Origin of the sequence: Christensenella minuta (assembly GCF_003628755.1) — a bacterium.
Classification (GTDB): Bacteria; Bacillota; Clostridia; order Christensenellales; family Christensenellaceae; genus Christensenella; species Christensenella minuta.
The window spans coordinates 2794057-2820043 of sequence record NZ_CP029256.1 but is presented as its reverse complement, the minus strand read 5'-3'; the positions used below and the strand labels follow the sequence as shown (position 1 = coordinate 2820043).

The following is a 25987-nucleotide window of genomic DNA, read 5'->3' as shown; positions in this document are numbered from 1 at the left end:
TAATTAATAGCGTCCGCCGCTGCCGGAATTATAGCCTTCCTTTTCCCAGATGCGGAACCATTCATGCAGCCGCGCGAGGAATTCCTCGTTGGTCTGCGTGCGTACGAGCATACCGATGAGCTGCTCCGTGACCTCCGTCGTATTCCCCGAGGAAAGCGCCTTGCGCAGCGCCCACGTTCCCTCAAGCTCCTTTTGCGAAAGCAACAGGTCTTCGCGGCGGGTTCCCGATTTCGCAAGGTCTACTGCCGGGAAGATACGCTTTTCGGACAGCTTGCGGTCAAGATGAATCTCCATATTGCCCGTGCCCTTGAATTCTTCATAAATGATCTCGTCCATGCGGGAGCCCGTTTCTACCAGCGCCGTGGCGATGATGGTAAGGGAACCGCCTCCCTCAATGTTGCGCGCCGCACCGAAAAAGCGCTTGGGCTTATAGAGCGACGCCGGATCGAGACCGCCGGAAAGCGTCCGTCCGGACGGCGGGACGATGAGGTTGTACGCACGGCCGAGGCGTGTCAGGCTGTCGAGCAGAATAACGACGTCGCGCCCGTGCTCCACGAGGCGTTTGGCACGTTCGATGACCATATCCGATACGCGCGCATGGTTTTCCGGTTTTTCATCAAAGGTGGAATAGACCACCTCGCCGGCAATCGAGCGCTGCATATCCGTAACTTCCTCCGGGCGTTCGTCAATCAACAGCACCAAGAGCTCTACTTCCGGATAATTGGTGGTAATGCTGTTGGCGATCTTTTTCAGCAGGATCGTTTTACCTGCCTTCGGCGGCGCGACGATGAGGCCGCGCTGGCCTTTGCCGATCGGCGAAATAAGATCAATCATGCGGATGGCAAGATCGCGCGAGGCGCGGATATTTTCCAGTGTAAAGCGTTCGTCCGGGTAAATCGGCGTCAGCGTTTCAAACGCCGGACGCGTCTGGCAGTTTTCCACCGGCTCGTCATTCACCGTTTCAATATACAGGAGCGCCAGAAGACGCTCTCCGTCTTTGGACGGACGGGTTTTCCCGCGCACCTTATCGCCTGTTTTGAGGTTGAACTTACGAATCTGCGCCTGTGATACGTATACATCTTTAGAACCCGGCAGGTAATTTTCGCTGCGCAAAAAGCCATATCCCTCGGAATGCACCTCAAGAATGCCGTTGGCTTCCTTGCATTCCCCGGTATTGAGTATTTCGTTCACCGCATCGTTGTTCGGTACATATTCAATGATCCTGCGCCGTCGGGAATCATGCTGCTCTCCTTCCCCGGAAGGCTCTTCGTCGCCGAAATCCTGCATGGGTTCCGCCACCTTTTCTTCCGGTTGTGCGGAAGCCTCCGGCTCCGGTTTGGCTTTTGACCGCGGCCGCCCCCGCCCTGATGCGGGCGCTTTTTCCGGAACCGGCCCGGCCTCCGGGACCGGCTGCGCGGAAGCCTCCGGCCCGTTCATGACGGCCTCCGGCTCAGACGCGGCATTTTGCTCTTCCGCCTGCTCCATCTCGAGCAGCTTCGCAAGGAGGTCTGCCTTTTTATATTTTGTTGGGGACTTTACGCCTGCTAGTTTTGCGATCTCGCGCAGGTCTGCGAGACTCTTGGATTCGAGTAAACTGGTATCCACGACAATGATTACTCCTTTTTGGTATGTTAAAATTATTAAAATTTAAATACAACAGTAATGAAACAGCGTCAATCAAAACCCTTTAACGTGCATGGAAGTGATAAAATTATATATACACTAAAATATACAGGAAAAAACGGTTGTGAACTCCATTTTTATAAATTTCCACTTCTGTCCCTTTTATTATGCGCAAAAACGGCGCTCTTGTCAATGAAATTTATTTATATTTTATACAAAAATATTACGTTTATTACACGAAAAAACTATTTTTTTCCCAAAAAAGACAGCCTGCACCAAATTGTCACGATTTTACTGTTTTTTTACCTTCCGAATTTGACTTGCGGCACAGTTTCATTATATAATAAAACTATGGAAAACGGCGTAAAACCCTGCTTTTTAGGTAAGGTTTCATGTCCGGCTGTATAATTCCAAATATCATATATTATTTATCGGAGGTATCATAATTATGGAAAACAAAAGTACTTTTGCAGTTGTATCGCTCGTGCTTGGTATCGTAGCGATTATTTTCGCCTTTGTCTTCTGGCCGGTTGGTCTCGTGTGCGGTATTATTGGTCTCGTACTCGGTTCCAAGGCGAAAAAGCAGGCTCCTTCCGGGATGGCAACCGCTGGTTGGATTCTTTCCCTGATCGGCCTGATTCTCTCGGTTATCCTGATTATCGTTGCGATTGCCTGCGCGGGCGCACTTCTCGCTGCAGGTATGACCGCTGCAAGTATGCTTGGTTAATCTGGCTGGGTTTAAAAACAGGCGAACCGAAAGGTTTGCCTGTTTTTCTCTTTGGGAAAGGATTTTTCCATGTGCCCTGTAACACAAATTTTTGGTATTTCCGTATCTACCTATTCAATCATGATTATCATCGGCTTTGCAGCCGGACTTGTTTGTGCCGTTCTGCGGCGTAAGATAAACGAAATCCGTGCAGACGATCTTGTCGCCTGCTTATTTATTGCGGCAGCCGGCGCGCTTCTCGGCGGCAAACTGTTCTATATGATCCAGGGCTTCCCACAGTTTTTGGAGCTGGCGCGAGAAACGGGCTATACGGTTCTCGAATATTTCAGGGATGCGGGCCTTGTCTATTACGGTGGTTTTACCGGCGCGGTCCTGTTTGTACTCATGACCGCAAAGCTTGTTGGTACGCCGGTATGGGCTATGATCGACACCATACTGCCCTCTATCCCGCTGATGCACGCCATAGGGCGCATCGGCTGCTTTTCCGCCGGGTGCTGCTATGGGCTTCCCTGCGGCTTCGGCGTCTATTTCGACGCTTCTCCCTTTGCGCCGCACGGCGTAAGGCTCTTGCCCGTTCAGCTGATCGAAGCGGCATGCCTGCTGGCCTTGTTTTTTCTTATGCTTCGCTATGGACGAGAAAAACGGCCGCCGGGCAAGGTTCTCGCATTCTATTTGACCGGCTACGGAATCATCCGTTTCGTGCTCGAATTCTTCCGCTACGACGCAATCCGCGGTATCTATGGCATTTTTTCCGTTTCCCAGTGGATCAGTCTCGCGCTCATCGCTCTCGGCGTTTTTTTCTGGTTTTGGTATCCATGCGCCGGAAGGAAAAAGGCTTCGTCTTAATTTCAAATTATGGCCGCCGCATTGCGGCCGGTTTTCCGCTTCGGCCGCTTCGCGTTTTCTGAACCGGTTAAAAACACAGTCAAAAACGGGAATGCCTTTTGCGCATTCCCGTTTTAACCCATATCAATCCCGCTTACACGTAATACAGGTCCTTGGATGGATATGCCGGCTCGCAGGTGAGGTTCACATTGAGCTTTTTCAGCGCCGATTCGTCCGTCTGCGTCAGCATGCAGGTGGAATGCACCTCGCAACCCGCAAGGTCTTTCAGCTTATCCATCGCGACCTCGGCCATCGGGTTCATCGCCGCGCTGATGGAAAGAGCGATGAGGACGTCCTCGATGTTGAGGATTGGATCGATTTCTTTGAGCGCACCCTCCTTAAGCTTCAGGATCGGCTCCAGCACCATCGGGGAAATGAGCCGTATCTCGTCGGCAATATTGCCAAGATGTTTGATGGCATTAAGCAGCATACTTGAAACGTTGTTCATCAGCTCTGTCGTCTTTCCTGTGATGATTGTGCCGTCCGGCATCTCGATCGCGGCGGCGGGGACGCCCTCCTTCTCGGACTTCGCGATTGCCGGGCCGACCACCACGCGGTCCGCCGGCTCAAGCTCAAGCTGTTTCATGACCATCAGGTTCTTTTGCAGGGCTTCCTGCTGCACGAGTCCTTTCTTGAAATCGCACTGCGCGTTATAATAGCGACGGATAACCTCCTGGCATGCCGCCTGCCGGCACACTTCGTCGTCCGTGATGGCGTATCCCGCCATGTTGACTCCCATATCCGTGGGCGACTGGTAATAGTCTCTGTTTCCCGTGATTTTGGCGAGGATCGTCTTGACAATAGGGAACGCCTCGATGTCACGGTTATAGTTAACCGCTGTTTTCCCGTATGCTTCCAAGTGGAACGGATCGATCATATTCACATCGTTGAGATCGGATGTCGCCGCTTCATACGCCATATTGACCGGATGCTTGAGGGGAAGGTTCCAGATGGGGAAGGTCTCGAATTTCGCGTAACCCGCCTTCACGCCCCGCTTATTTTCATGATAGAGCTGGGAAAGGCAGGTCGCAAGTTTACCGCTGCCCGGGCCGGGAGCCGTTACCACCACCAACGGGCGTGCCGTTTCGATGTAGGGATTCATGCCGTAGCCCTCGTCGCTCACGATCAGTTCGATTTCATTTGGGTAGCCTTTCGTATGCTTGTGAATATAGGTTTTAACGCCCCTGCGTTCGAGCTTCTGGCGAAACATATCGGCCGCCTGCTGCTCGGTATACTGGGTGATGACTACGCTGCCGATATAGAGGCCCATCCCGCGCAGGTTGTCGATCAGGCGCAGCACATCGAGATCGTAGGTGATGCCAAGGTCTGCCCGTACCTTGTTTTTCTCGATGTCTCCCGCGTTGATGCAGAAGATGATTTCTGCCTGGTCCTTAAGGCTTTGCAGGAGCTTTGCTTTTCCGTTTACGTCAAACCCGGGCAGTACCCGCGAGGCGTGGTAATCGTCGAACAGCTTCCCTCCGAATTCAAGGTACAGCTTCCCCTTAAAAAGCGCGATCCGCTCGCGTATTTTTTCCGTCTGCTTCTCAATATACAGTTCATTGTCAAACCCGGTCTTCATAAACACATAAGCCTCCCGAAACGATACTCAATTCTTTTTTCTTTGAGAAAGCAAAAGAATCCAAAAGAAACTACGCCAAATTTTACAAATTCACAAGAAACGGAACGCATAAAATGCGTTCCCGTTTTCAATGCTTCATATTATATAGGTACCTGCCGCGGCCTTATGCTGCCGCGCACAATCCGTTTAAGAAGCGCGCATTGCACCGCCGTCAGCAATGCGAACATTCCATCACGACGATCCTGTTCCGCTTCTTCAGGTTGTCTTTTGTGATCTCGAACACTCCGCCGCCGAGACGCGAAACATCGTATTCGCGGCTCGCAGCACGCGCAAGGAAATCATGCGGGCTTGCAAGCTCGGTCAGCGTAAGGCCGTTTACAAGATAATGCATCGGAATCGTAATATTCGGATGGATCGTATCCATAATATTCAGCGCGCCCTTTGCGTCTACGGTATAGTAGCCGCCCACCGGGATCATCAGGATATCGATCTTCCCGATTTTCTCAAAATACGAGGGCGCAGGCATCTCGCCCACGTCGCCCATGTGGAGAAGGCGCATTCCATCCGCCTCGATCAGGTAGGTAATGACCTGCCCGCGCTCACTGCCCTGCCGGTCATCATGCCAAACGGGAATCCCCGTGACCCTGATCCCGCCTGCCTCGAACTCGCCCGCTTCCGCGATCAGCACGTCGCCGTCGCGCATACCGTCAAGATACGCCTGGTTTTTATGGTCAAAGTGGTCGTGCGTTACGAGCACGATATCCGCGCGCGCTTCGGGCACACGAAGCCCTATCGTATTATCGTAGGGATCTATCAGTATCGTTTTGCCCGCCTCCGTTGTCATATAAAAACACGAATGTCCAATCCATTCAATCAACATAATTCATCAATCCTCCTCCGGGAAGCATTTAAAACATATTACAAAGCTTACGCTTTCGGTAACTTTTTATAATCGATATTCAGCTTGTTCACGGCCTGCTGGTCGCCAATACGGATAACATATTCGAGGTTGATCTTTCCCTTTTCCTCGGAAAGCTCGCTTAAAATCTGCGTGGGCAGCACCGACATCTGCATCATGCCAAACGGCGTTTCGTAGGCGGCCTCGAACACACGGCTCTTTAAAAACACGAATTCCGTTTCCACCGCGCCCGTCCTTCTGAGCTGTACGCGGTCTCCCTCCACCGTAAGGGATGTCCGCGTATTTTCCATACCCGAGATTTCGCTTTCGTCGTATTCGATGATATATTTTCCGCCGTCGTGCGTGAGCATTCCCTCGGTATAGAGCTCCATCGTGCTGTCGTCATACTCGTCCGCTTGGCTTCCGCGTATGTTGACCATAATATTTTGCGTTGTTTTCGTCATATCCATTTCTTTCCACCATGGAAAGGTTTTTGCGGGCGGCTGTGCACGCCATGAAAAACCGAACACCTTTCCCATGATATATTGTATTGATTATATCACAAAACCTGGCGGCAGAAAATTATTTTTCTGTAAATTTTGTTTTTCCCCTGCGAAAAAAACGTTGTAAAGCCAAAAACGCCATGTTAAAATGAAGCCAGAAAAAGAACCGCAAATTAAAAAAATCCTTCAGAAAATTCGATTTGGGGGAGATTTTAACCAAGGTCTCTTTTCCCAAATTATTTTTCAGGAGGATGCATGAACATGGCTGACAAGACCCTGATCTGCAAGGATTGCGGAAACGAATTCGTATTTACGGAGGGTGAGCAGGAATTTTTCAGAGAAAAAGGCTTTGACAACGACCCGGTCAGGTGCCCGGCTTGCAGGAAGGCGAGAAAGCAGCAGCGCGGCAATTTTAAAAGAGACTATGAGTAAGCAAAAGGCGGCTGCCCCAGGGCAGCCGCCTTTATGTCCAGCAGTGATATAAGCTTACCAGAAACGAAACAAAATATAGGCTATTTCTTTCTGGTATGATATTATATGAGACGCCCCATATCTAAAAACCGTTCCTTTCGGAACGGTTTTTCCTGTTTACCCGCTATTGGATGTCGAGGGGCATTTTATGCGTTGGGGCGGGAAATTCCGCCCCGATCCGTTCCCATTCCGCATCCGAGAGCCGGATCTCCGCCGCTTCCGCGTTTTCGCGCGTGTGCCGCGGCGTTCCCGCTTTGGGAATTGCCGCTACGCCTTTCTGCCGGAGTATAAAGGCAAGCAAAAGCTGGATCACTGTGATCCCGTGGGCGTCCGCCGCCTCACGGAGGACCTTGTTCCCGAGGAGCTGGCGCCGCAATGCGCCGCCCTGCGCAACCGGGCAGTAGGCCATCATTGCCGTTTCATGCTGCCGCAGCCACGGAAGCAGGCCGTATTCCACACCGCGCGAACCGAGATGGTAGAGCACCTGATCGACCGCGCATTTGTCGCCGCCCGGCACAGCCCACAGCCGCTCCATATCGTCCGTATCAAAATTGGAAACGCCCCAGCGCAATATTTTGCCCTCCGCCGCGAGCCGCTCCATACAGTCCACCGTTTCCGCCAGCGGCACGCTGCCCGGCCAGTGCAGCAAATAGAGGTCGAGATAATCCGTCCCCAGCCGCCGCAGGCTGTTTTCGCAGCTTTCAAATATATTTGCCCGCCCCGCATTCCACGGATAAACCTTGGAAACAAGGAACAATTCGTCCCGCTCAAACGGTGCGATGGCTTTGCCGAGCATACGTTCAGCAGCGCCCTCGCCATACATTTCCGCCGTATCAAGAAGCGTCATGCCAAGGGATATCCCGAGGCGGATGCTCCCGATCTCCTGTTCCTCCCTGCCCTTATGTCCGCCCATGCGCCACGTACCCTGCCCGAGAGCGGGCATTTCACCGCCGTCTTTGAGGCGCACCGTTCTTCCGTTCATTTGGTTTTCTTCCCTGCTCATTCCTTTTTGACCCACACCGACACCGAACCGCCGTTGACCGGAAAATCTCCGTTGCCGTCTTCCCCGACGGTCACTTCCTCCGTGCGGTTTCCCGTGCAGTCGTACCAGGTTTCCCCGGCATGCGCCCGCCCTGCATACATATGCTTTGTGCCGCCTCCGCCGTTGGTGACAACCGCGGCAAGCCCGTCCGGGTGCTCTTCGTCGCCCTCGCGCGTCCACCCGATGATATCCGGATGGTCAAAATAATCGTTCTGTTTTCCGTAGGCATGGTCCCGCCGCGCTGCAAGCAGGCAGTCGAGCGCCTGCTTTTTGGGAGCAATATTGCTCTGTCCGATGCCGTAATAATCTCCGTAAAAAACGCAGGGGTAGCCGTCCTGCCGCAGCAAGATGAGGGCGTAGGCAAGGGGCTTGAACCAATCCGGCACCCACGATTCGAGCGCCTGCCCCGGCTGTGTATCGTGATTGTCTACAAAGGTAACGGAACGCGTGGGATTATCCTGCGTGAGCGTTCCGTCAAAAATCGTACGCATATCGAACGCCCCACCCGAATTCGCCGCATCCACAAAGCGGTAATGCAGGGGCACGTCAAACAGCGACAGCGCGCCCTTCGTCGTATCAATATAGTTTTTGAGCGCCCCGATATCCGCGTTCCAGTATTCGCCTACGGAAAAAAGCTCTTCCTTGGCGTCGCGCCGCATGGAATCGAGCCAGTTCTGATAAAATGAAAATTTCATGTGCTTGACCGCGTCGAAGCGAAAGCCGTCGATATCCGTCGTTTCGATGAACCATTTGCCCCACCGGGTCAGCTCGGTAATTACATCGAAATGGTCAAGGTCGAGATCCGCGCCCATCAGGTAATCGAAGTTACCGTTTTCCGCATCCACTTCCTCGTCCCATTCCTTGCCTTCAAATTTAAAGACTGCCGTCTCCTTCGCTTTCTGGTCCCAGTCGATTCCCGTGAAATGGTACCAGTGCCACTCGAAGTCCGAATATACTTTGTTCCGGCCGGGAAAATAAAAATGCGTCCATGCCGCGATCTGCTGCGGCCCCCCCTCTTCTTCGTTGCGGTTGCCTGGATTGACCTCCGAGGCGTTTACGAGCTCCACCCCGTCCGCGCCCATCATGTGGTCGAGCACCACATCCGCATAGACCGCGATCCCCGCCCCGTGAAGGGCCCGGATTGCCGCGAGAAGCTCGTCCTTCGTGCCGTATTTGGTCGCCACCGTCCCCTTCTGCCCAAATTCGCCGAGATCGTAAATATCGTAGACGCCGTAGCCGACATCGTTTACACCTGCACTGCCCTTATAGGCCGGCGGAATCCACAGCGCGGTGATCCCGCTTTGCGCAAGGACCTGCGCTTCGTCCTTCATTTTATTCCACAGCATTCCCGGGGGCAAATACCACTCAAAATACTGCATCATCGTTCCGTTTTGCGCCATATTACCTCCACCTCTCGTTTCTGCCTGGTTTCCATATGTTATAAACAAAAGGTCCGCAAAATACACAATTTCTTCTTTCCTATTATATCATGGTTTCCCCGGAAAAAGAAAATGAGCCTGTTCGGCTCATTCCAGTACCTGGCTTGATTCCGGCGGCATGGGCCCGGCGCCTCCTGTCCCGTCCGCATTGCGCGTAACTACGCGCAGCCACTTGCCGCTCTTCATGCGTACGAGACAGACGAAGGCCTTGACGACCTCGTCAGAGCGCAGGAGGAAATAGACCAGCGGAATGGACAGCCCCCACGCAAATGCGCCGAGTGCGCCCAGCGGCACGGCGACGCCCCACATGGCGATGATATCGAGGAGCATGGCAAAAACCGTATCGCCGCCGCCTCGGAACACACCCACGATGCACGCCATGTTGACCGCATAGAAAAGGATTATCACCGCTGCCACGACCATCGTCATGTCGAGCGCCTCGCGCGTTTCGAGCGTAATCGTATAAAAGCCCATGAAGGTGTCTTTTAAAAGCAGGAATACGGCGGCGGTTGCCGCCGCAATGACGATATTGGCGACCACCAGCCAGTTTGCGCTTTTGCGCGCCAGCGCGAATTTCCGTTCCCCGATATATTTGCCTACGATGACCAACGTTGCGGAAGCCGCGCCGTAGATGAATACCGTGACGATCTGGAATGCGGTCGAAACGATGCTGACCGCCGCGACCGCCGAAACGCTCATGCGCCCGAGGATGGCGGTGGTCGCCGACGAACCGACCGCCCACATCATTTCGTTGACCAGTACAGGCATGGAAAATTTCATATAGTCGTGCAGAATCCATTTTTCGTTTTTTACGATATAGCCCCATTTCAGGGTAACGCGCGTCTCCTTTTTGAGCGCGTACAGGAGCACGATAACAAGTTCCGCCGCGCGGGCAATGATGGTTCCCACGCCCGCGCCCGCGACGCCGAGGGCCGGCGCGCCAAATTTGCCAAAGATAAACATATAATTGAAGAATACGTTCACAACAAACGAAATGCTGTAGGTGACGACCGCAATCTTTACGCGCTCCACGCTGCGTACACAGGTAAGGTAGCCGTTTGTGAACGCAAAGGGAATATAGGAAAAGGCAACGACACGCAGGTACTGCACGCCGTATTCGATGACAGGCTGTTCGTTGGTATAAAGGCCCATGACCCCGTGCGGAAAGAGAAGGGCCACCGCCGTGACGCCCACGCCCACGAGCACCGCGATCCGCAGGACGATACCGAATATCCGCGAGATCGTATCTTTATCTTTCTTGCCCCAATACTGCGAGATCAGGACGCACGCACCGGAGGAAAGGCCGAACATGCACATCATAAAAAGGAAGAAGGGCTGGCCTGCCACCGTGACCGCGGAAAGCTGTACTTCACCAAGCGAGCCGACCATGATAGAATCCATCAGGCCCACGGCATAGGTCAACAGATTTTGCAGCGCTACAGGCAGTGCGATCGTAAGAAACAGCTTCAGCATTTGCTTGTGGCCGATCGTCTTTTCCATACCGTGTTCCCCTTTCCGACGCCTATGGTCTTTCATTGCAGCGTAAGCATTATCTTAACACAATCGCGGTGCGGCAACAAGGGACGCTGCCAAAATTACAAAAAAAAGGAAAAGCACTCCTGCTTTCCCGTAAAATCTATTTTTGGGAAAAAATCAGTCCATACGGTATTTGGCCTTGAAAAGCTTCAGGCCCGCGCGTATAAGCGGATTTCTTGCCAGCTTCCACAGTGCGCGCTTTTTTTCGCCTTCCGCGCTCACCGCTTCGTAAAACTCCTGCACATACGCCGGGTTTTGCAGGATCGTCCGGTTGGCGATCTCCCCTTTTTGTACGGCGCGGTAAAATTCCAGCCACACGACACGGTTTTCCCGTATCCCCTCTCCGTGCAGGGAAAGGAAAGAGTTCTCCCCGTGCAGGCGGTACAGGTAGGACGTTTCCGCCGTGAAGACAGGCTCGTCGTACAGGCAGGCCCGCAGGAAAAAATCGTAGTCATGCACGTATTTATAGTTTTTGAAGCCGCCGATCCCGTCAAAGAGCCGGCGGGAAAAAAGCAGGTTGCCCGTGGAAATTCCCACATTTTCCGCCACCGCCGCGAGCGCCGCAAAACGCTTGCCGGAGAGCTTATCCTGTATCCGCTCAAACAAACGCGCCTGCTCTGTGTTAAGCGGCCCTCCGTCCGGGCCGATACACCGAACGCGCGAAAAGCCCCACATGGCTCCTTTGCGCCGCATTTCCTCCATCAGCGCGGAAAAACGGTTTACCTCGAAAAGGTCGTCCGCATTGAGGATAGCGAAGTATTCGCCGTTTGCCGCTGCGATCCCTTCATTGATGGTCGCGTGCGCGCCCAAGTTATGCCTGTTTTTGCGCACCGTAACCCGCCCGGAAAAACGCTCCCGCAGGAGTTCGTTCCCGGCAAGCTTATTTACCTTCTCAAAGCTTCGGTCCTGCGAGCAGTCGTCGATCACGATGAGCTCAAGATTGCGGTAGCTCTGCGCTGCCACGGTTTCGATGGCGTGGCCGATATAGGCTTCGTAATTATAGGATGGAATGACGACGGAAATCAGGGGTTCCATAGCTCACAGCTCTTTCAGGTACCGCGCGAGCGCGTCCTTATAATCGGGAAGACGGGAGAAGCCCGCCTCGTCCAGCGACTTCCTCGACAGCCGCGAATTTTTGGGACGCGACGCAGCCGCAGGGTTCTTTTTCGCATATTCCTCCGTGGAGACCGGGATCACTTTCGTATCTTTCCCCGCTTGCCGGAAAATCTCCACCGCGAAATCGTACCACGTGATATCTCCCTCGTTGGGCGCCTGGTAAACGCCGTACTTGTGGGACGCGATCACGTCACACAGGAGCCGGGCCACGTCGTAGGTGTAGGTGGGCGCGCCGTGCTGATCGCACACCACGGAGATTTCGTCATGCGACTGCGCGAGGCGCAGCATGGTCTTTACAAAATTATTGCCGTTTTTGCCAAACACCCAGCAAATCCGCACGATATAATACTGATCGAGGAGCTTTTGTACCTCGAGCTCACCCTCGTATTTGGTCTTGCCATACACGTTCTGCGGGTCTTTGGGATCATCCGCTTCCCACGGCGTTTCCCGGGAAAACCCGTCGAATACATAATCCGTGCTGACGTAGAGCAGTTCGGAGCCCACGTCCTTCGCGGCAAGCGCCACGTTTTTCGTGCCCGTGACGTTGACGGCATAGCAGGTCTCGCTGTCGGCTTCCGCGCGGTCCACCGCGGTATAGGCCGCGCAGTGCACGATGCACGTGGGCTTGTATTCGCCAATGTACGCGCGCACAGCCGCTTCGTCCGTCAGGTCGAAGTCTTCAATATCAACGCCCCGGTTCTCAATGCCGCGCGCATCAAGATGCCGCACCACATCGTACCCGAGCTGTCCTTTTACGCCTGTTATAAGTACTTTCATTGCCATTGATCCCTCTTCTCATCATGCCGCATCCGGTTTGGGACCGCGGCGGCCCGCCGCGCGCATTACCGGCCTGCGTACATCTTCTCGTAATACTGCTGATAATCCCCGCTGATGATATTCTTCCACCAGTCCTCATTGTCAAGATACCACTTTACCGTCTGTTTGATCCCCTCGTCAAAGGTGGTAGTCGGCTCCCAGCCGAGCTCGCTCATCATTTTGGCCGGGTCGATCGCATAGCGCATGTCGTGTCCTGCGCGGTCCCGGACAAAGGTGATGAGGCTCTCGGGCTTTCCAAGCTCCTTCAGGATCGTCTTCACCACCTGTAGGTTGGTGCGCTCGTTGTGCCCGCCGATGTTATATACCTCGCCCACGCGCCCGTCATGGATGATGCGGTCGATGGCCGCGCAGTGGTCGCGCACAAAGAGCCAGTCGCGCACGTTTTCCCCCGTACCGTATACCGGCAGGCTTTCGTCCGCCAGCGCCCGCGAGATAATCAGCGGAATCAGCTTCTCCGGAAAATGATACGGCCCGTAGTTGTTCGAGCACCGCGAAATAGTCGCGGGCAGGCCGTAGGTCCTGTGATACGCCTGCACCAACAGGTCTGCGGCAGCCTTGGAGGCTGAATAGGGCGAAGAAGTGTGCAGGGGCGTTTCCTCTGTAAAAAACAGGTCCGGGCGGTCGAGCGGCAGGTCGCCGTACACCTCGTCCGTGGATACCTGGTGATAACGCGCGACCCCGTATTTGCGGCACGCATCCATCAGCGTCTGCGTACCGATGATGTTCGAGCGCAGGAAGATGCCCGGGTCTTCGATGGAGCGGTCCACGTGCGATTCCGCCGCGAAATTGACTACGATATCGGGATGCTCTTCCCTGAACAGCCCGTAGACCGCTTCCCTGTCGGCGATATCCGCACGGACAAAGCGCACGTTCGGCCGGTCTAAAACATCCTTCAGCGTTTCGAGATTACCCGCGTAGGTCAGCAGGTCGAGGACCACAAGATCGTAGTCCGGATGGTTCTCCAGCATATGAAACACAAAGTTGCTGCCAATGAATCCGGCTCCGCCGGTGACGAGTATTTTCATAAGATCATAGACTCCTTAAAATTTATCTGTATTACATGCACGCCGCCATTCGCTTTTTATTCGCGCGCCGCGCAATTCGCATAGCGGCGGCAGGATATGCGTTGCAATCCGCTTGCTTCGTACTTACGTCCAAAACCGCGCTTTCATGCGGATCGCTCCCTCTTTTTCTCAAACGGACCGCTAACGCTCGGGGGCCTGTTATTCACCGCATAAGGGAGCCTGCGGCTTAACGCCGAAATGCACCGCTGCGCTTAAAAATCCGCGTCGCTGTCCGCAAGAAGCGGCGCCTTAAGGTCCTTTTCCGACAAAACCGGGTCCGCAATTCCCCATTCGACACCGATCTCCGGGTCGTCGAAACGGATGGAACGGTCGCATTCGGGCGCGTATACCGCGTCTACCTTATACTGTACCTCCACATCGTCCGTGAGCGTCACGAAGCCGTGCGCCATACCCTTGGGCATGAAGAACTGTTTTTTATTTTCCGCCGAAAGCTCGACGGCATACCATTTTTTATAGGTCGGCGAATCTTTGCGGATATCCACTGCCACGTCGAGTATCTTCCCGCGCGTACACCGCAGGAGCTTTGACTGCGCCATCGGGTTTTTCTGGAAATGCAGCCCCCTCAGCGTTCCCTTCTGCGCCGAATAGGACTGATTGTCCTGCACGAATTCGCAGGTAATGCCGAGCGCCTCAAACCTAGGCTTGCTGTACGTTTCCATAAACCAGCCGCGATGGTCGCCGTGGCAATCCGGCTCGATGACCACGAGCCCTTCGATCCCTGTTTCTACCGCTTTCATATATCGAGCACCTTTCCTTTCGCGACAGCGTGCAGATGCTGTCCATAAGATGATTTTCCATACCGGTTCGCACTTTCAACGAGCGTTTCTACGTCGATCCAGCCCTTGCGGTAGGCGATCTCCTCCGGGGCGGACATCACGATACCCTGCCGCTTTTGCAGCATACGCACGAACTCCGCAGCCTCGATCAGCGAATCGAACGTGCCCGTATCGAGCCATGCATAGCCGCGGCCCATCAGCTTTACGTCGAGGTCGCCTTTTTCAAGGTAGATGCGGTTGAGGTCCGTGATCTCAAGCTCGCCGCGCGCGCTTGGTTTCAAGCTCTTCGCATATTCGACCACGCGCTGGTCGTAAAAATATAGTCCTGTGATGGCATAATTCGATTTTGGCTGCTCCGGCTTTTCCTCCACCGAAAGCGCCCTGCCGTTTTGGTCGAATTCCACGATGCCGAAGCGCTCCGGGTCGTCTACATAATAGCCGAAGACAGTCGCGCGGTCCTTGTTCGCCACCGCTTCCGCCATCAGCTGCGACAGCCCGTTCCCGTAAAAGATATTGTCTCCCAGGATCATTGCGCACGAATCCCCGCCGATAAATTCTTCTCCCAGGAGAAAGGCCTGCGCGAGTCCGTCCGGCGAGGGCTGCTCTTTGTAGGAAAGCGATATCCCGAACTGCTGCCCGTCCCCAAGCAGATTCCTAAAACGCGGCAGGTCCACAGGCGTTGAAATAATCAGGATATCCTTGATGCCCGCCAGCATCAGCGTGGAAAGCGGATAGTAAATCATCGGTTTATCATAGACCGGCAAAAGCTGTTTGCTGGTCATGATAGTGAGCGGGTAGAGGCGTGTTCCGCTGCCGCCCGCAAGTATAATTCCCTTCATAATTACCGTACCTCTTTTCAGGTTATTTATTCTCCGGCCCGACCATGTCCTGCGGGGCGGAAGCTTCGCCCTGCCCCCTCCATTTCCAGAAGTATTTGAACATGGACGCGATATGGATCAGCAGGTACCGCGCGCTGTGCGCACTGGCCCGTGAATAATCGTGATAAACGTATGCATGCGGATAATAGACCACCCGCGTGTTCTTGCGCAGGGTGCGTGTGAGGTCCGCATCCTCAAAATACATAAAATACCGTTCGTCAAACCCGCCCACGAGTTTCAGGAGCGGCGTGCGTACGAAAAGGAAGCATCCGGACGCAAACTCCACATCCGTAACCTCCGACAGGTCTTCATCGAGCATTTTGTAATGCCTGCGGAGCGGCTCCCACCGCTTGCCCGGCGCGCGGTTTGCGATCAGGTAGCGAAGACGCGGGTTCCGCTTGGGAAGCTGCTGGGGCGCACCCGATATGTAGCGGATCGCGGGGGTGCACATACCAACGTCTTGATGGCTGCGCATATAATCGGTGAGTTCAGCGAGAATATCCCCCGTGAGGATGATATCAGGGTTCACGATGGCATGAAAATCGGAATCAATGAGCGGCAGCACAAGATTGTGCCCGGCGCCGAACCCGAGATTTTTGTCGCTGAAAATCACGCTGATGGCCGGAAATTCATCCGCAAGCCGGGTGGCGCTTCCGTCGGTGGAAGCGTTGTCGACAAGGTATATTTTCACACGGACTCCGTGCGTATATTGCAAAACAGACGCGATTGCCTTCTTCGCGCGTTCATAGTCGTTGTAATTGACGATGCTCAGCGTTACGTCATACTTCAATCAAATATCCTCCGGGAGCCGTTTTCTTCCGGCTCCATATGATTCATTATTATATCAAAAAAGCGCTTGGGTTTCCATTCCTTTTTCATGCACGTCTTCCCCGCAGCCGTCCCGCCCGCCAAAAGTATCCCGTTTGAGGAATGAAAACATAAAAAAGGCGGGCGCGCAGCCCGTCTTTTTCTCTTCCTTTATTTGGACCCCCAGCCGTCCTCCGCCCGGAATACAAGTTTTTCCAGCCCATGCAGCACCCCGTCGTGGTCGTTATCGGCCGTCACATGGCGCACCGCTTCACGGATTTCCCGCGGAGCATTCCCCATCGCCACGCCAAGCCCCGCCTGCAAAAGCAGGTCGAGGTCGTTTTCATGATCCCCGAACGCCACGGCGCGTTGGACCGGAATTCCCAGGTGCTTGCACAGGTAAAGGGCCGCCCGCGCCTTTCCTGCAAGCGGGTGCATAATCTCCAGACAGTTGTCCGCCGATTTGATGACCGAAAGCCCGGGAAACGCCCGTTTCAGGGAAAGATGCAGGCGTCCGATCTCGGCAGGCCTGCCGAGGCAGCTGACCTTATGGATCTTGTCTCCTTTTTCAAGGATGCGCGCTGGATCCCCTTCTATGGGCGCCTGCTCAATCCCTGAGCGTTCGTGCGCCACCCACGGATCGTCCTTGTCGTCCACGATCCACAGGTCGTAGTGGTAAACGCTCGCGCATACCCCGCATCCGGATTCCCGTATGGCCTGTCTGACGCGCAGCGCTTCCTTCTGCTCAAGGCCCCTGCTGTAAATGGGCTGGTAGCTGCTGCCAAGCAGCAGGGCGCCCCCGTAGCAAATCGACGGAGCGCGGAACCCAAGCTCCTCATGAAGGATCCGGATGCCCTGGGGTTTGCGGGCGGACGCAAGCACGAACGGAATCCCCATATCCGACAGTTCCCTGATCTTCTGTCTTGCGCCGGACGATACCCGAAGATCGGAATCGAGGAGCGTACCGTCCACATCGCTGAATACAATACTGTAATAATCCATTTCGCAATCCCATAACCGCGCCGTTCGCCCCACCTCGGCTTTCCCCGCCGCAGGGCGGATGGGTAAGAAGCGACGGCGTTATACTGTTTCGCAGGTCACGATCTTTCCCGTTTCCGCGGATTCCATGACCGCGAGGAGTGCAAGCACCACACGCGCCGAATCTTCCAGCGAAACGAAAAATTCCTCCCCGCTCTCGAGCTTTTTGAGGAAGCTGCGGATACTCTCGTAAGCAAAGCCCTTATGATGCCCGAAAACCTGATTGGAGACGATACAGTCTCCCGTATCCATACGGTCGTCGCCCGTCACCTGCAAAAGGTTGTTGCTCGACGCGTCGATATCCATCTTCCCGCGTGCGCACACGACATTGAATTTGATGTCATTGACGCACGGGTTCCCGTTCGGTGTGATCCAACCGTTTTCCATCTGGGCGATCACGCCGTTTTCATATCTGATCGACGTCTGGTATACGTCCACCGTGTCAACGCCGAGGCCGTCTAGCACGCCGCGTGAGGAAAGCGCGTACACCTCGCGCGGGCGGCTGTCCAGGAGCCAGCTCAGCGTATCCAGCGAATGGCTTCCGAGGAACCACAGAATCGAGGACTTAGACGCCCACGACAGCATGTCCGTAGCCACCGATTTCACATCGTTCAGCCGGAAATAAGCGTTGACGGGGTCCCCGTATTTTTTGCTGTCCAGGATCGCTTTGACATTGTTGAACGGCGGGCTCCAGCGGTTGTGCATATCCACCATGATGCGCACCTTGTTTTTTGCCGCCGCGTCGAGGATGCGGAATACATCGTCCCGCCGTGTGGCAAGCGGCTTTTCGATCAGCATATGTTTTCCCGCGTCCGCACAGTCGCACGCGACCTCCGTGTGCAGGAAATCCGGCGTTACGATCGAAACCGCGTCGCATCCGGATTTTGCGAGCATCTCCTTGTGGTCGGTATAAATTTGGTCGTCTCCGATGCCGAACATTGCGGCGAATTTTTCCGCGCGCGTACGGTCGAGGTCACAGATCGCAACGGGCGCGGCGCCTTCCATTTCATTGAATATCCTTCCGTGCTCCTGCGCCCACAGGCCCGCGCCTATAACAGCCATTTTAATCATGATGAATTTCCTCCTCGTTTTTTGTTTTATTTATAAATCACTTCCACGCCGCGGTCCGGCGTGATCTGCTGCGCGAGCGCACGGTCGAGAAAAATCGTGCAATCGCGGTGCAGTTTTAAAACGGTGCCCTGCACCTTTGGCGTAACATTCCCCTTCTCAAGGACCGCTTTCATCGCCCGCAGTTTTTCGCCGCCCGTCGCAAGGAACGCGATCTGTTTCGCGCGCATGATGCCCCCGATGCCCATTGTGATCGCCGCCCTCGGCACCTCTTCTATGCTGCTGAACAGCCGCGAGTTGCTCCTGCGTGTTTCTTCCGTCAAATCTACGGCGTGGTATTTGTCGTAGAATACGTCGTCTGGCTCATTAAAGCCAATATGTCCGTTCGTCCCGACGCTCAGCAGCTGTATTTCCATCTCATGGCTGTCAAGGTAGCCGTTGAGACGCGCAAGCTCCTCTTCCACCGGTTTCATTCCGTCCGGTATCCACACGTTGTGGAGTGACATACCCACGCGGTCGAATAAATTTGTTCGCATAAAATAAAGGTAGGAATTGGGATCGCTTCCCGCAAGGCCGATATATTCGTCAAGATTGATGGACCGCGCTTTTGAATAGTCCACGGTCCCCGCCCGGTGCGCTTCCACCATTTTTTCATAGACGGGAACAGGCGTGCTGCCCGTGGCAAGACCCATGAGCGCATCCGGTTTTTTCCGGAACACCTCGTTCATTATTTCGGCGCACAGGGCCGCGCTTTCTTCATAACTGTGCGTGATTACCAGTTTCATTTGTTTCCTCCTCCAAGCTGCCGGAGCAGCCCGTCTACATCCTGATAAAAATGTTTCACGTATTCCAGGGTAAATTCCCGGATATCCAGCGTATCATCCTCGACCAGCGGGGTAAGGTCCATACCAAGGTTACACGAATCGCTCTCGTCAATCTCGCGCGGTTCCTGGAAGGTCGCGTTCCCAAGCCGCCGCCCGAGCGCCGCGAGATCAAAGCGCTTTTTGGGCGTACACTGGGAATCGAACGCCTGGATTACCTTTTTGGCAAGTTCGGGATAACGGGACGTATCGAATACCAGCCGTTCCTTTGCGCTCAGCCAGTCAAGCGAGCGCCACACCTCCATTCCGTATACCCGTTTGGGCCGCGCCTCCTTCGGCAGCTTACGCAATGCCCCGAGCGCGCGCAAACAGGCGCCGAGATGCGTTTCGTGGCGATCCGCCGTATTGTGGATGAACATGGTATGCGGCCGTGCCGCCAGCAGGAGAGAGGCCAGCTCACCCTCGATGATATCTCGCTTATCCGCGCGCACGTCGGCGCTGGAATAGGCGAGCTGTACCATCGCGCCGTATTTTCCAATGTCCGCTGCCACACGCTGTTCCTGCGACCGCTTGATATGAATTTCATGGTTGGTATAATTCGCGTACCCGCCCGAACGCGGGGAGCCTCCCCCATCTGTCAATACGACGGCGGTATACCACTCGCTGTCCGACTCATAGCAGTTTGCGATTGCATGGTAAGCCATGATTTCGCAGTCGTCCTGATGGGCGGCGATGCTCATGACAGTCGTCCGCGCGAGCGCTTCTTCTGCGCCAAGCCCGTCGGGCACGTGAATATCCGCTTCCTGATTATAAAAGTCCATTTTTCTATCCTTCCTCTCTTTCCATCTCATCTTTATGCTCCGCGAACCATGCGTCAGCCTCCTGCCTATACGGCATGTTGGCGATCACACCGGGACGCATTACCTGTAACCCGGAAGCCACTGCCGCGTACTTTGCAGACTCTAGGATGTCGCGCGTTTCCATATAGCGCACCGCGAACGCGGCGTTGTAGGAATCGCCCGCGCCGGTCGTGCTCACCACATCCACTTTCAGGCTGTTTACCCGATGCGTCCGTCCGTTTTCAAGAGACACGGCCGATCCGTTTCCGCCGAGCGTTATAATAACGTTTTTCGCGCCCTTCCCGTGCAGCAGGCTAATCGCCCGCTCTACATTAAGCGGCGCATCCGGGTCTGCCCCGGTGAGGATGGCGGCCTCCGTTTCATTCGGCGTGATGCAGGTGATGTGCGGAAACGCCTCCGCGGGCAGCTCCCTTGCCGGGGCGGGATTGTAGATGACCTCGACCCCCGCTTCCCGCGCGATATCGACCGCTTCCATCAGCGCCTCCACTGTAATTTCGTTCTGCAGGAGCAGCAAGCCGCTTTGCGCGATCACATCCGCGTACCTCCTGATGTGTGCGCCCGTCACCTTGCGGATCGCGCCCGGATAGACATACACCTCGCTGCACTTATCTGCCGAGTTGATTACAAAGGCGCAGGCTGTCCTCTGGCCTTCAAAGGGAATGATATACCGTCCTTGCACACCTTCGGAAACGAGGTCTTTGCCGCACAGCGCGCCGAACTCGTCATCCCCGACGGCAGTGATGAAATTCACCTCCGCACCAAGACGGCTCGCTGCGATTGCCTGGTTGTAACCCTTGCCGCCAGGCTCGGTAACAAGGCCCAGGCCCTCCACCGTTTCGCCTACGGCCGGAAAGCGCTCCACATCCATCAGCAGGGACATCCCGTAATGCCCTATTACGGTGATTTTTTTTTCGTTCACGTCCGCCCTCCTTATTTGCTCTTGATTCCCTGCAGCAAAACCGCAGCAACGATCAGGCAGCCCTGAACGACGTCCTGCGCATATGCGCCGACGCCCTTGAGGTTCATGATATTGCCAATGAAGGCAAGGATCAGCGCACCGAGCAATGTTTTGAACACGCTGCCGCGGCCCCCGGTAAGGCTCGCCCCGCCGAGCACGCACGCCGCGATGGCGTCAAGCTCTGCGCCGTCGCCGACCGTAGCGCTGCCGGTGGACGTTCTTGCCGAATAGAATATCCCGGCGATCGCCGCGAGAACGCCGCAGATCATATAGGTGGAGAGCATATAGCGTTTAACGCGGATACCCGCGAGTTCGACCGCATTTTTATTGCTACCGACCGCAATGACGATGCGTCCGTAGGTCGTATAATTCTGGATGAGGCAGAAGACCACGATCACCAAAGCCGCGATAATGATAACTGGATAACCGTTCTCCGGCGCGACCAGTGTGGAAAGGATGGCGCCCTCTACCTTGATCGGCGAACCGTTGGTGATAATATACGCGACGCCCCGCACCGCCGTCATGACGGAGAGGGAGGCCACAAACGCCTGCATATTGCAGTACGCCACCAGCGCGCCCGTAATCATGCCGCATATGAGCCCGATACACACTGCCGCAAGGATGCCCCCCGCGAGGCCGAAGCCCGCGTCGCGCATCAAAAGGCACGCGACCGACGACGAGATCGCCATGATCGACCCCACCGAAAGGTCGATACCGCCCGTCATGATGACGAACAGCATGCCCACCGCTACGAGCAGCGGCGCGGATTGCTGCAGCCCGATGTTAATCAGGTTGATGGGCAGCAGGAACGTTTCCGATATACAGATACACGCGATGAGCATGGCAAAAAATATGATATATGTGTTATTCTTTACCAGAAATGATTTCAGATTGATTGATTTTTGCATACTATACCTCCATCGCCAAGCCGATCAGTTGATCTTCGCTCAGTTCTTCTTTTTCAAGTTCCCCGGAAACTTTCCCGTTACGCATGACATAGACCCTATCGCACATGCCGATGATCTCCGGCATCTCCGACGATATCATAACCACGGCGATCCCGTTTTCCGCAAAACTGTTGATTACTTTATAAATTTCCACCTTCGCGCCGATGTCGACGCCGCGCGTCGGCTCGTCGAACACAATGCACTTGCAGTCCGCCGCGATCCATTTCGCAAGCGCTATCTTCTGTTGGTTGCCGCCCGACAGGCTGTCCACATCGTTTTCGATGGATGCGTATTTTGTCTGGATGCTTTTCAGGATATCTTCCACGAACTTCTTCTCAGTCCTGCGCTTGATGATAAAGCCCGTCCTGTCCGTCACTTTATCGAGCGCGGCGATGGTCACATTCATGCGGATGCTCTGTTCCAGCAGCACGCCTTCATTTTTCCGGTCTTCGGAGAGCATCCCAAATTTATGTTTGACCGCGTCCTTTGGGTCTTTAAAATGCGTGTCTTTTCCGCAGTACAATATTTTTCCGGAATCCATCTTGTCCGCGCCGAAGATGGCGCGCATGGTTTCCGTCCGGCCTACGCCGACAAGCCCGCTGAATCCGACAACTTCCCCCGCCCGCACGGAAAAGCTCACGCCGTTCACGCGTGGCACGGCCCTGATGTTTTCTGCGGACAGCACAACGTCGCCGATCGCCGCATTGCGCGGCGGGAACAAGTCTTTGAGTTCCCGGCCCACCATCAGGTTGACAAGCTTGTGCTTGTCGATTTCGCCTGTGGGTACAGTCGTCACGTAATGACCGTCCTTTAGCACCGTGATGTTATCGCTCAGCTCAAAAATTTCTTCCAGCCGGTGTGAAATGTAAATAATGCTTACCCCGTCCGCGCGCAGCCTGTTCAGCACGTCAAACAATTTGCGAATCTCCTTGAAGGTAAGGACCGCCGTCGGTTCGTCGAGCACCAGGATACGCGCCTTGCGCGTGAGGCATTTGCATATTTCTATGACCTGCTGGTAGGCGATGCTTAGGTCGCCGCATTTTGCGTTTGGGTCGATATCGCCAAAGCCGAGGTCGTCAAGCTGCTTCCTTGTATCTGCACGCAGTTTTTTCCAGTTGATGTATCCGCGTCCCCCGGACAGTTTATCAATAAAGATGTTTTCCGCCACGGTGAGGTCCGGCGCCAGTACCAGCTCCTGATAAATAACTGCGATTCCAAGCTCTTTTGCGTCGCGGGGCGTGTGAATTTTTACCCGCTTGCCGTCGATATAGATTTCGCCGGAGTCTTTTTGGTATGCGCCTGACAAAATCTTCATCAGGGTAGATTTTCCCGCGCCGTTTTCGCCCAGCAGCGCGTGGATCTCCCCCTGTTTCACATTCAGGTTGACGTCTCGGAGGGCATGCACCCCCGCAAAGCTTTTTGAGATATCTTTCATTTGTAGTTTATAGTTGCCGTCCATGCATGAATCCTCCCTGTCCGGAAGCCCTTGCTTTTCCCAGGCACCGGACGCCATATATCGAACCGGCACCCGCCCTTGCGGGCGGGGCCAGCTGCAACAGCCGATCGTTCGGCCTTTTCCCGCTTACCGCAAATCAGAAGCAGTTTTCGTATTCTTCATCCACATTTTCCTTCGTGACCGCAACCGCGTCCGTGGTCACCGTATCCGGATAGCTCGTCGGGTCTTTCCCGTCCACGAGGACTTCCCTTGCCGTCTGCGCCGCAAGTTTCGCGATCTGTACCGGAGAATTCTCTCCGACGGCTACGACTTTGCCTTCCTTGATGTAATCGCAGGTCTTCTTTTCGCCGTCGGCCGCCGCCGCATAATAGATACCTTCCTTGAGGCCCGCGTCCTCGGCCGCCTGCATACCGCCGAAGAGCATCTGGTCGTTTTCGGCAAAGATCGTATTCAGCTTGCCGTAGGTCTTGACGATCAAATCATTTGCGTCCGCCATGATATCCTGGATATTCCAGTTGCCCCAACCCTGGCCGGCAATGACGAATTTGGCATCCGTATTTTCGGTATAGCCGTTGCCGATCAGCTCGTCGTTCATCTGGTAGGCGAGTTCCCACGCTTCGTCTTCGGTGATCCCGAGCCGCGCTTCGAGCACGCCGCACATGATGCCGACCCGCCGCTCTTCGCCCGCAATGTTGCCCTTGACGCCGGACAGCATAATAGAATAAATTTCCTGGTCTCCCATTTCTTCCGCGAACGCGAGGCCCACCTTCCTGCCGTTCTGCTTGTTGTCCGAATACACGACCGTGACTTTGTCCCCGCCGTTTACGTAGGAGTCGATACAGATCACCTGCGCACCCGCCGCGTTTGCCTGGTTAATCAGGGGAACGATATCGTCGGGGTTGGTGCTGTCGACAAAGATCATGTCGTAGTCCTGGGCAATAAATGTATCCATATTCGCGATCTCGTCCGCGGTGTTGCTGTTCGCGTTGAGCACGAGCACGTCTTCCGGGGATGCGACCAGGCCTTCGTCATAGCAGGCCTGCTGCAATTCGGATGCCATCGTCGTAAAGAAATCGCCGTTCAGGGTGATCGCCGAAAAGCCCACCTTAAACGTATCTTTCGTTCCCTGTTCCCCGGCCGCTTCCGTAGCTGCCGCAGCAGGGCTGCTTCCCGTACCTTCGGCGGGAGCTTCCGCGGACGGTTCCGCGCTGCCGCCGCCCGCAGCACATCCTGCGAACACGCAGCACGTCATAAGCAGGGCGAGAAAAAGAGCCAACATTTTTTTCATTATTCTTTCCTCCATCAGATATTTTTTATTTGTCCGCTTCCACGGACAAAATTACAATGAACAAAGGGAAGCTTTTCTGTTTTCTGTTTTATATGCTTGGTTTTTTAGTATGATTTTTTTTGATAAGCTACCGAATATCTCAAATATTTCATTTAGCTTTTTATTGTTTCATTTGGTTTGTTTATGTTTTGATTATAATTGTATGCATTTCGTTTGTCAACCAAATTTTCATAAAAAATTCAAAATTCTTTTTTCATTTTTTCTCCCCTGGTTTTACCAATTATACAGCCCTTATTGAAGCAATTTTATCCTCCTCTCTAAAAATGCCTTCCTGCCGGTATTCTCTGTCTGTTCTTTTTTAACGAAAGTATACGAAATGTTTTTCGAAACCAAAAAGCAACCGCTGCCCGGGGAAACCATCTCTTGCCGATCCAATTTTCCGGTCTTTTTCCTTTACAGGCGATTTGGCAAAACGCTTGATTAAAAGGACGAAGCAGTATATAATTCTATTTAAAGAACTATGCTTCAAATGGAGTTATTATGTTTGCCAGCGAGCGGAGAAAAAAAATCTGTCAAATGTTGATGGATTACAAAAGCGTTGATGTTTCGAGATTAAGTAAATTATTCAATATTTCGACCGTAACGATCCGAAAGGATTTGGAATTATTGGAATCCGAGGGCATCCTGACCCGCACGCACGGGGGAGCTATACTGAATGATTCTTTTCCGCAGCAGGAACATACGCCGGACGCCGTAGAGGATATGTGCAATCCGGAGGAATCATTGATCGCTACGATTGCTTCTCATTTTATCCAGGACGATGAATTTATTTTTCTCGGGACGGGTTCTATTTGTACGCAAATTTCCAGGATCCTGCCGGAGAAAAAGAACCTTACGATCGTGACCAACAATATTTCGGCGGCTATCCATCTCAAAAAGAATCCGGAATTAAACGTAATCATTGCCAGCGGGACTTTTGGCGTATATAACGGCTATTACGGTGTTATGGATGCTTTTTATACAGGGTTCCTGGATAATATGTATTTTGACAAGGTCTTCATTGCCGTGGACGGAATTTCGCTCAATACCGGATACTCCGTTGACAACAGCAACCTTTGTCTTACCTATCAGAATGTATGCGCGAAAACGGGGGAGGTTATCGTCTGCGCCGAGAGCTCCAAGTTCTCCAGGAACTCCTTTGCCCGCATTGGCGCGCCAGACCTGGCGACCAAGATCATTACGGCCGAAGCCATTCCCGAGGAATATTCCGATTATTTCTACAGTCACAACATCCCGGTATATCATTCATACCGTTTGGACGATATTCAGGCCGACTGATTGCGAGGAAT

The 25987-nt window shown here is 54.1% G+C and carries 25 protein-coding genes; 4 read left to right on the top strand and 21 right to left on the bottom strand.

Annotated elements, in window-relative coordinates; translation table 11 throughout:
* Window positions 1-3 precede the first annotated feature (3 nt).
* Window positions 4-1605, bottom strand: a complete 1602-nt coding sequence (rho, locus tag B1H56_RS13615; RefSeq protein ID WP_082771206.1) for a transcription termination factor Rho — start codon at window positions 1603-1605, stop codon at window positions 4-6.
* 466 nt (window positions 1606-2071) lie between these two features.
* On the opposite strand from rho, the gene B1H56_RS13605 reads away from it, so the two are divergent.
* Together B1H56_RS13605 and B1H56_RS13600 are read left to right on the top strand one after the other, a co-directional pair.
* Complete coding sequence (locus B1H56_RS13605) at window positions 2072-2350, top strand: DUF4190 domain-containing protein (protein WP_066522775.1); 279 nt, start codon at window positions 2072-2074, stop codon at window positions 2348-2350.
* A gap of 69 nt (window positions 2351-2419) precedes the next feature.
* Window positions 2420-3196: a prolipoprotein diacylglyceryl transferase gene (locus tag B1H56_RS13600; protein ID WP_147554722.1), complete on the top strand. Its 777-nt coding sequence runs from the start codon at window positions 2420-2422 to the stop codon at window positions 3194-3196.
* A gap of 133 nt (window positions 3197-3329) precedes the next feature.
* Here B1H56_RS13600 and B1H56_RS13595 read toward each other — a convergent pair whose 3' ends face one another.
* From B1H56_RS13595 to B1H56_RS13585, 3 genes are all read right to left on the bottom strand, one after another.
* Window positions 3330-4814 (bottom strand): DUF1846 domain-containing protein, encoded by a 1485-nt coding sequence (locus tag B1H56_RS13595; RefSeq protein ID WP_066522773.1) that lies wholly within the window; start codon window positions 4812-4814, stop codon window positions 3330-3332.
* Window positions 4815-5025: 211 nt separating this feature from the next.
* Window positions 5026-5694 carry an MBL fold metallo-hydrolase gene (locus B1H56_RS13590; protein WP_066522772.1) on the bottom strand — a complete coding sequence of 223 codons (669 nt, stop codon included), beginning with the start codon at window positions 5692-5694 and terminating at the stop codon, window positions 5026-5028.
* A 47-nt stretch (window positions 5695-5741) separates the two neighbouring features.
* Window positions 5742-6176 (bottom strand): YwiB family protein, encoded by a 435-nt coding sequence (locus tag B1H56_RS13585; RefSeq protein ID WP_162939013.1) that lies wholly within the window; start codon window positions 6174-6176, stop codon window positions 5742-5744.
* 300 nt (window positions 6177-6476) lie between these two features.
* Between B1H56_RS13585 and B1H56_RS13580 the strand changes: the two genes are divergently transcribed.
* Window positions 6477-6647, top strand: a complete 171-nt coding sequence (locus tag B1H56_RS13580) for a zinc-ribbon domain-containing protein (RefSeq protein WP_066522881.1) — start codon at window positions 6477-6479, stop codon at window positions 6645-6647.
* Window positions 6648-6810: 163 nt separating this feature from the next.
* Here B1H56_RS13580 and B1H56_RS13575 read toward each other — a convergent pair whose 3' ends face one another.
* From B1H56_RS13575 to B1H56_RS13495, 17 genes are all read right to left on the bottom strand, one after another.
* A complete protein-coding gene (locus tag B1H56_RS13575; protein ID WP_066522879.1) occupies window positions 6811-7668 on the bottom strand; it encodes an aldo/keto reductase in 858 nt (285 codons plus the stop codon).
* A gap of 17 nt (window positions 7669-7685) precedes the next feature.
* Entirely contained in the window at window positions 7686-9128 is a 1443-nt protein-coding gene (locus B1H56_RS13570) for an alpha-amylase (protein ID WP_082771230.1), read from the bottom strand.
* Window positions 9129-9254: 126 nt separating this feature from the next.
* Window positions 9255-10667, bottom strand: a complete 1413-nt coding sequence (locus B1H56_RS13565) for an MATE family efflux transporter (protein WP_066522764.1) — start codon at window positions 10665-10667, stop codon at window positions 9255-9257.
* Window positions 10668-10820: 153 nt separating this feature from the next.
* On the bottom strand, window positions 10821-11738 hold the full coding sequence (locus B1H56_RS13560) for a glycosyltransferase family 2 protein (RefSeq protein ID WP_066522763.1): 918 nt from the start codon (window positions 11736-11738) through the stop codon (window positions 10821-10823).
* Between the two features lie 3 nt (window positions 11739-11741).
* Entirely contained in the window at window positions 11742-12596 is an 855-nt protein-coding gene (rfbD, locus tag B1H56_RS13555) for a dTDP-4-dehydrorhamnose reductase (RefSeq protein ID WP_066522878.1), read from the bottom strand.
* 65 nt (window positions 12597-12661) lie between these two features.
* A complete protein-coding gene (gene rfbB / locus B1H56_RS13550; RefSeq protein ID WP_066522762.1) occupies window positions 12662-13681 on the bottom strand; it encodes a dTDP-glucose 4,6-dehydratase in 1020 nt (339 codons plus the stop codon).
* Window positions 13682-13932: 251 nt separating this feature from the next.
* A complete protein-coding gene (gene rfbC, locus B1H56_RS13545; RefSeq protein ID WP_066522759.1) occupies window positions 13933-14478 on the bottom strand; it encodes a dTDP-4-dehydrorhamnose 3,5-epimerase in 546 nt (181 codons plus the stop codon).
* Window positions 14475-15356, bottom strand: coding sequence for a glucose-1-phosphate thymidylyltransferase RfbA (gene rfbA / locus B1H56_RS13540; protein WP_066522758.1), 882 nt, complete (start codon window positions 15354-15356; stop codon window positions 14475-14477). The genes rfbC and rfbA overlap by 4 nt, the downstream gene beginning before the upstream one ends.
* 22 nt (window positions 15357-15378) lie before the next feature.
* Window positions 15379-16185, bottom strand: a complete 807-nt coding sequence (locus tag B1H56_RS13535) for a glycosyltransferase family 2 protein (protein WP_066522757.1) — start codon at window positions 16183-16185, stop codon at window positions 15379-15381.
* A gap of 188 nt (window positions 16186-16373) precedes the next feature.
* On the bottom strand, window positions 16374-17204 hold the full coding sequence (locus tag B1H56_RS13530; protein ID WP_066522756.1) for a Cof-type HAD-IIB family hydrolase: 831 nt from the start codon (window positions 17202-17204) through the stop codon (window positions 16374-16376).
* A 78-nt stretch (window positions 17205-17282) separates the two neighbouring features.
* Window positions 17283-18311 carry a Gfo/Idh/MocA family protein gene (locus tag B1H56_RS13525; protein ID WP_066522755.1) on the bottom strand — a complete coding sequence of 343 codons (1029 nt, stop codon included), beginning with the start codon at window positions 18309-18311 and terminating at the stop codon, window positions 17283-17285.
* Between the two features lie 26 nt (window positions 18312-18337).
* Window positions 18338-19093 (bottom strand): glucosamine-6-phosphate deaminase, encoded by a 756-nt coding sequence (locus B1H56_RS13520; protein ID WP_066522752.1) that lies wholly within the window; start codon window positions 19091-19093, stop codon window positions 18338-18340.
* Window positions 19090-19950 (bottom strand): PIG-L deacetylase family protein, encoded by an 861-nt coding sequence (locus B1H56_RS13515; protein ID WP_066522750.1) that lies wholly within the window; start codon window positions 19948-19950, stop codon window positions 19090-19092. Before B1H56_RS13515 ends, B1H56_RS13520 begins: the two co-directional genes overlap by 4 nt.
* A gap of 4 nt (window positions 19951-19954) precedes the next feature.
* Entirely contained in the window at window positions 19955-20908 is a 954-nt protein-coding gene (locus B1H56_RS13510) for a ribokinase (RefSeq protein WP_066740114.1), read from the bottom strand.
* A gap of 11 nt (window positions 20909-20919) precedes the next feature.
* A complete protein-coding gene (locus B1H56_RS13505) occupies window positions 20920-21855 on the bottom strand; it encodes an ABC transporter permease (RefSeq protein WP_066522749.1) in 936 nt (311 codons plus the stop codon).
* Window position 21856: 1 nt separating this feature from the next.
* Window positions 21857-23353, bottom strand: a complete 1497-nt coding sequence (locus B1H56_RS13500; protein ID WP_066522876.1) for a sugar ABC transporter ATP-binding protein — start codon at window positions 23351-23353, stop codon at window positions 21857-21859.
* 133 nt (window positions 23354-23486) lie between these two features.
* Window positions 23487-24638: a substrate-binding domain-containing protein gene (locus B1H56_RS13495; protein ID WP_066740117.1), complete on the bottom strand. Its 1152-nt coding sequence runs from the start codon at window positions 24636-24638 to the stop codon at window positions 23487-23489.
* Window positions 24639-25178: 540 nt separating this feature from the next.
* Between B1H56_RS13495 and B1H56_RS13490 the strand changes: the two genes are divergently transcribed.
* Window positions 25179-25976 (top strand): DeoR/GlpR family DNA-binding transcription regulator, encoded by a 798-nt coding sequence (locus B1H56_RS13490; RefSeq protein ID WP_066522748.1) that lies wholly within the window; start codon window positions 25179-25181, stop codon window positions 25974-25976.
* The last annotated feature ends 11 nt before the right edge of the window (window positions 25977-25987 follow it).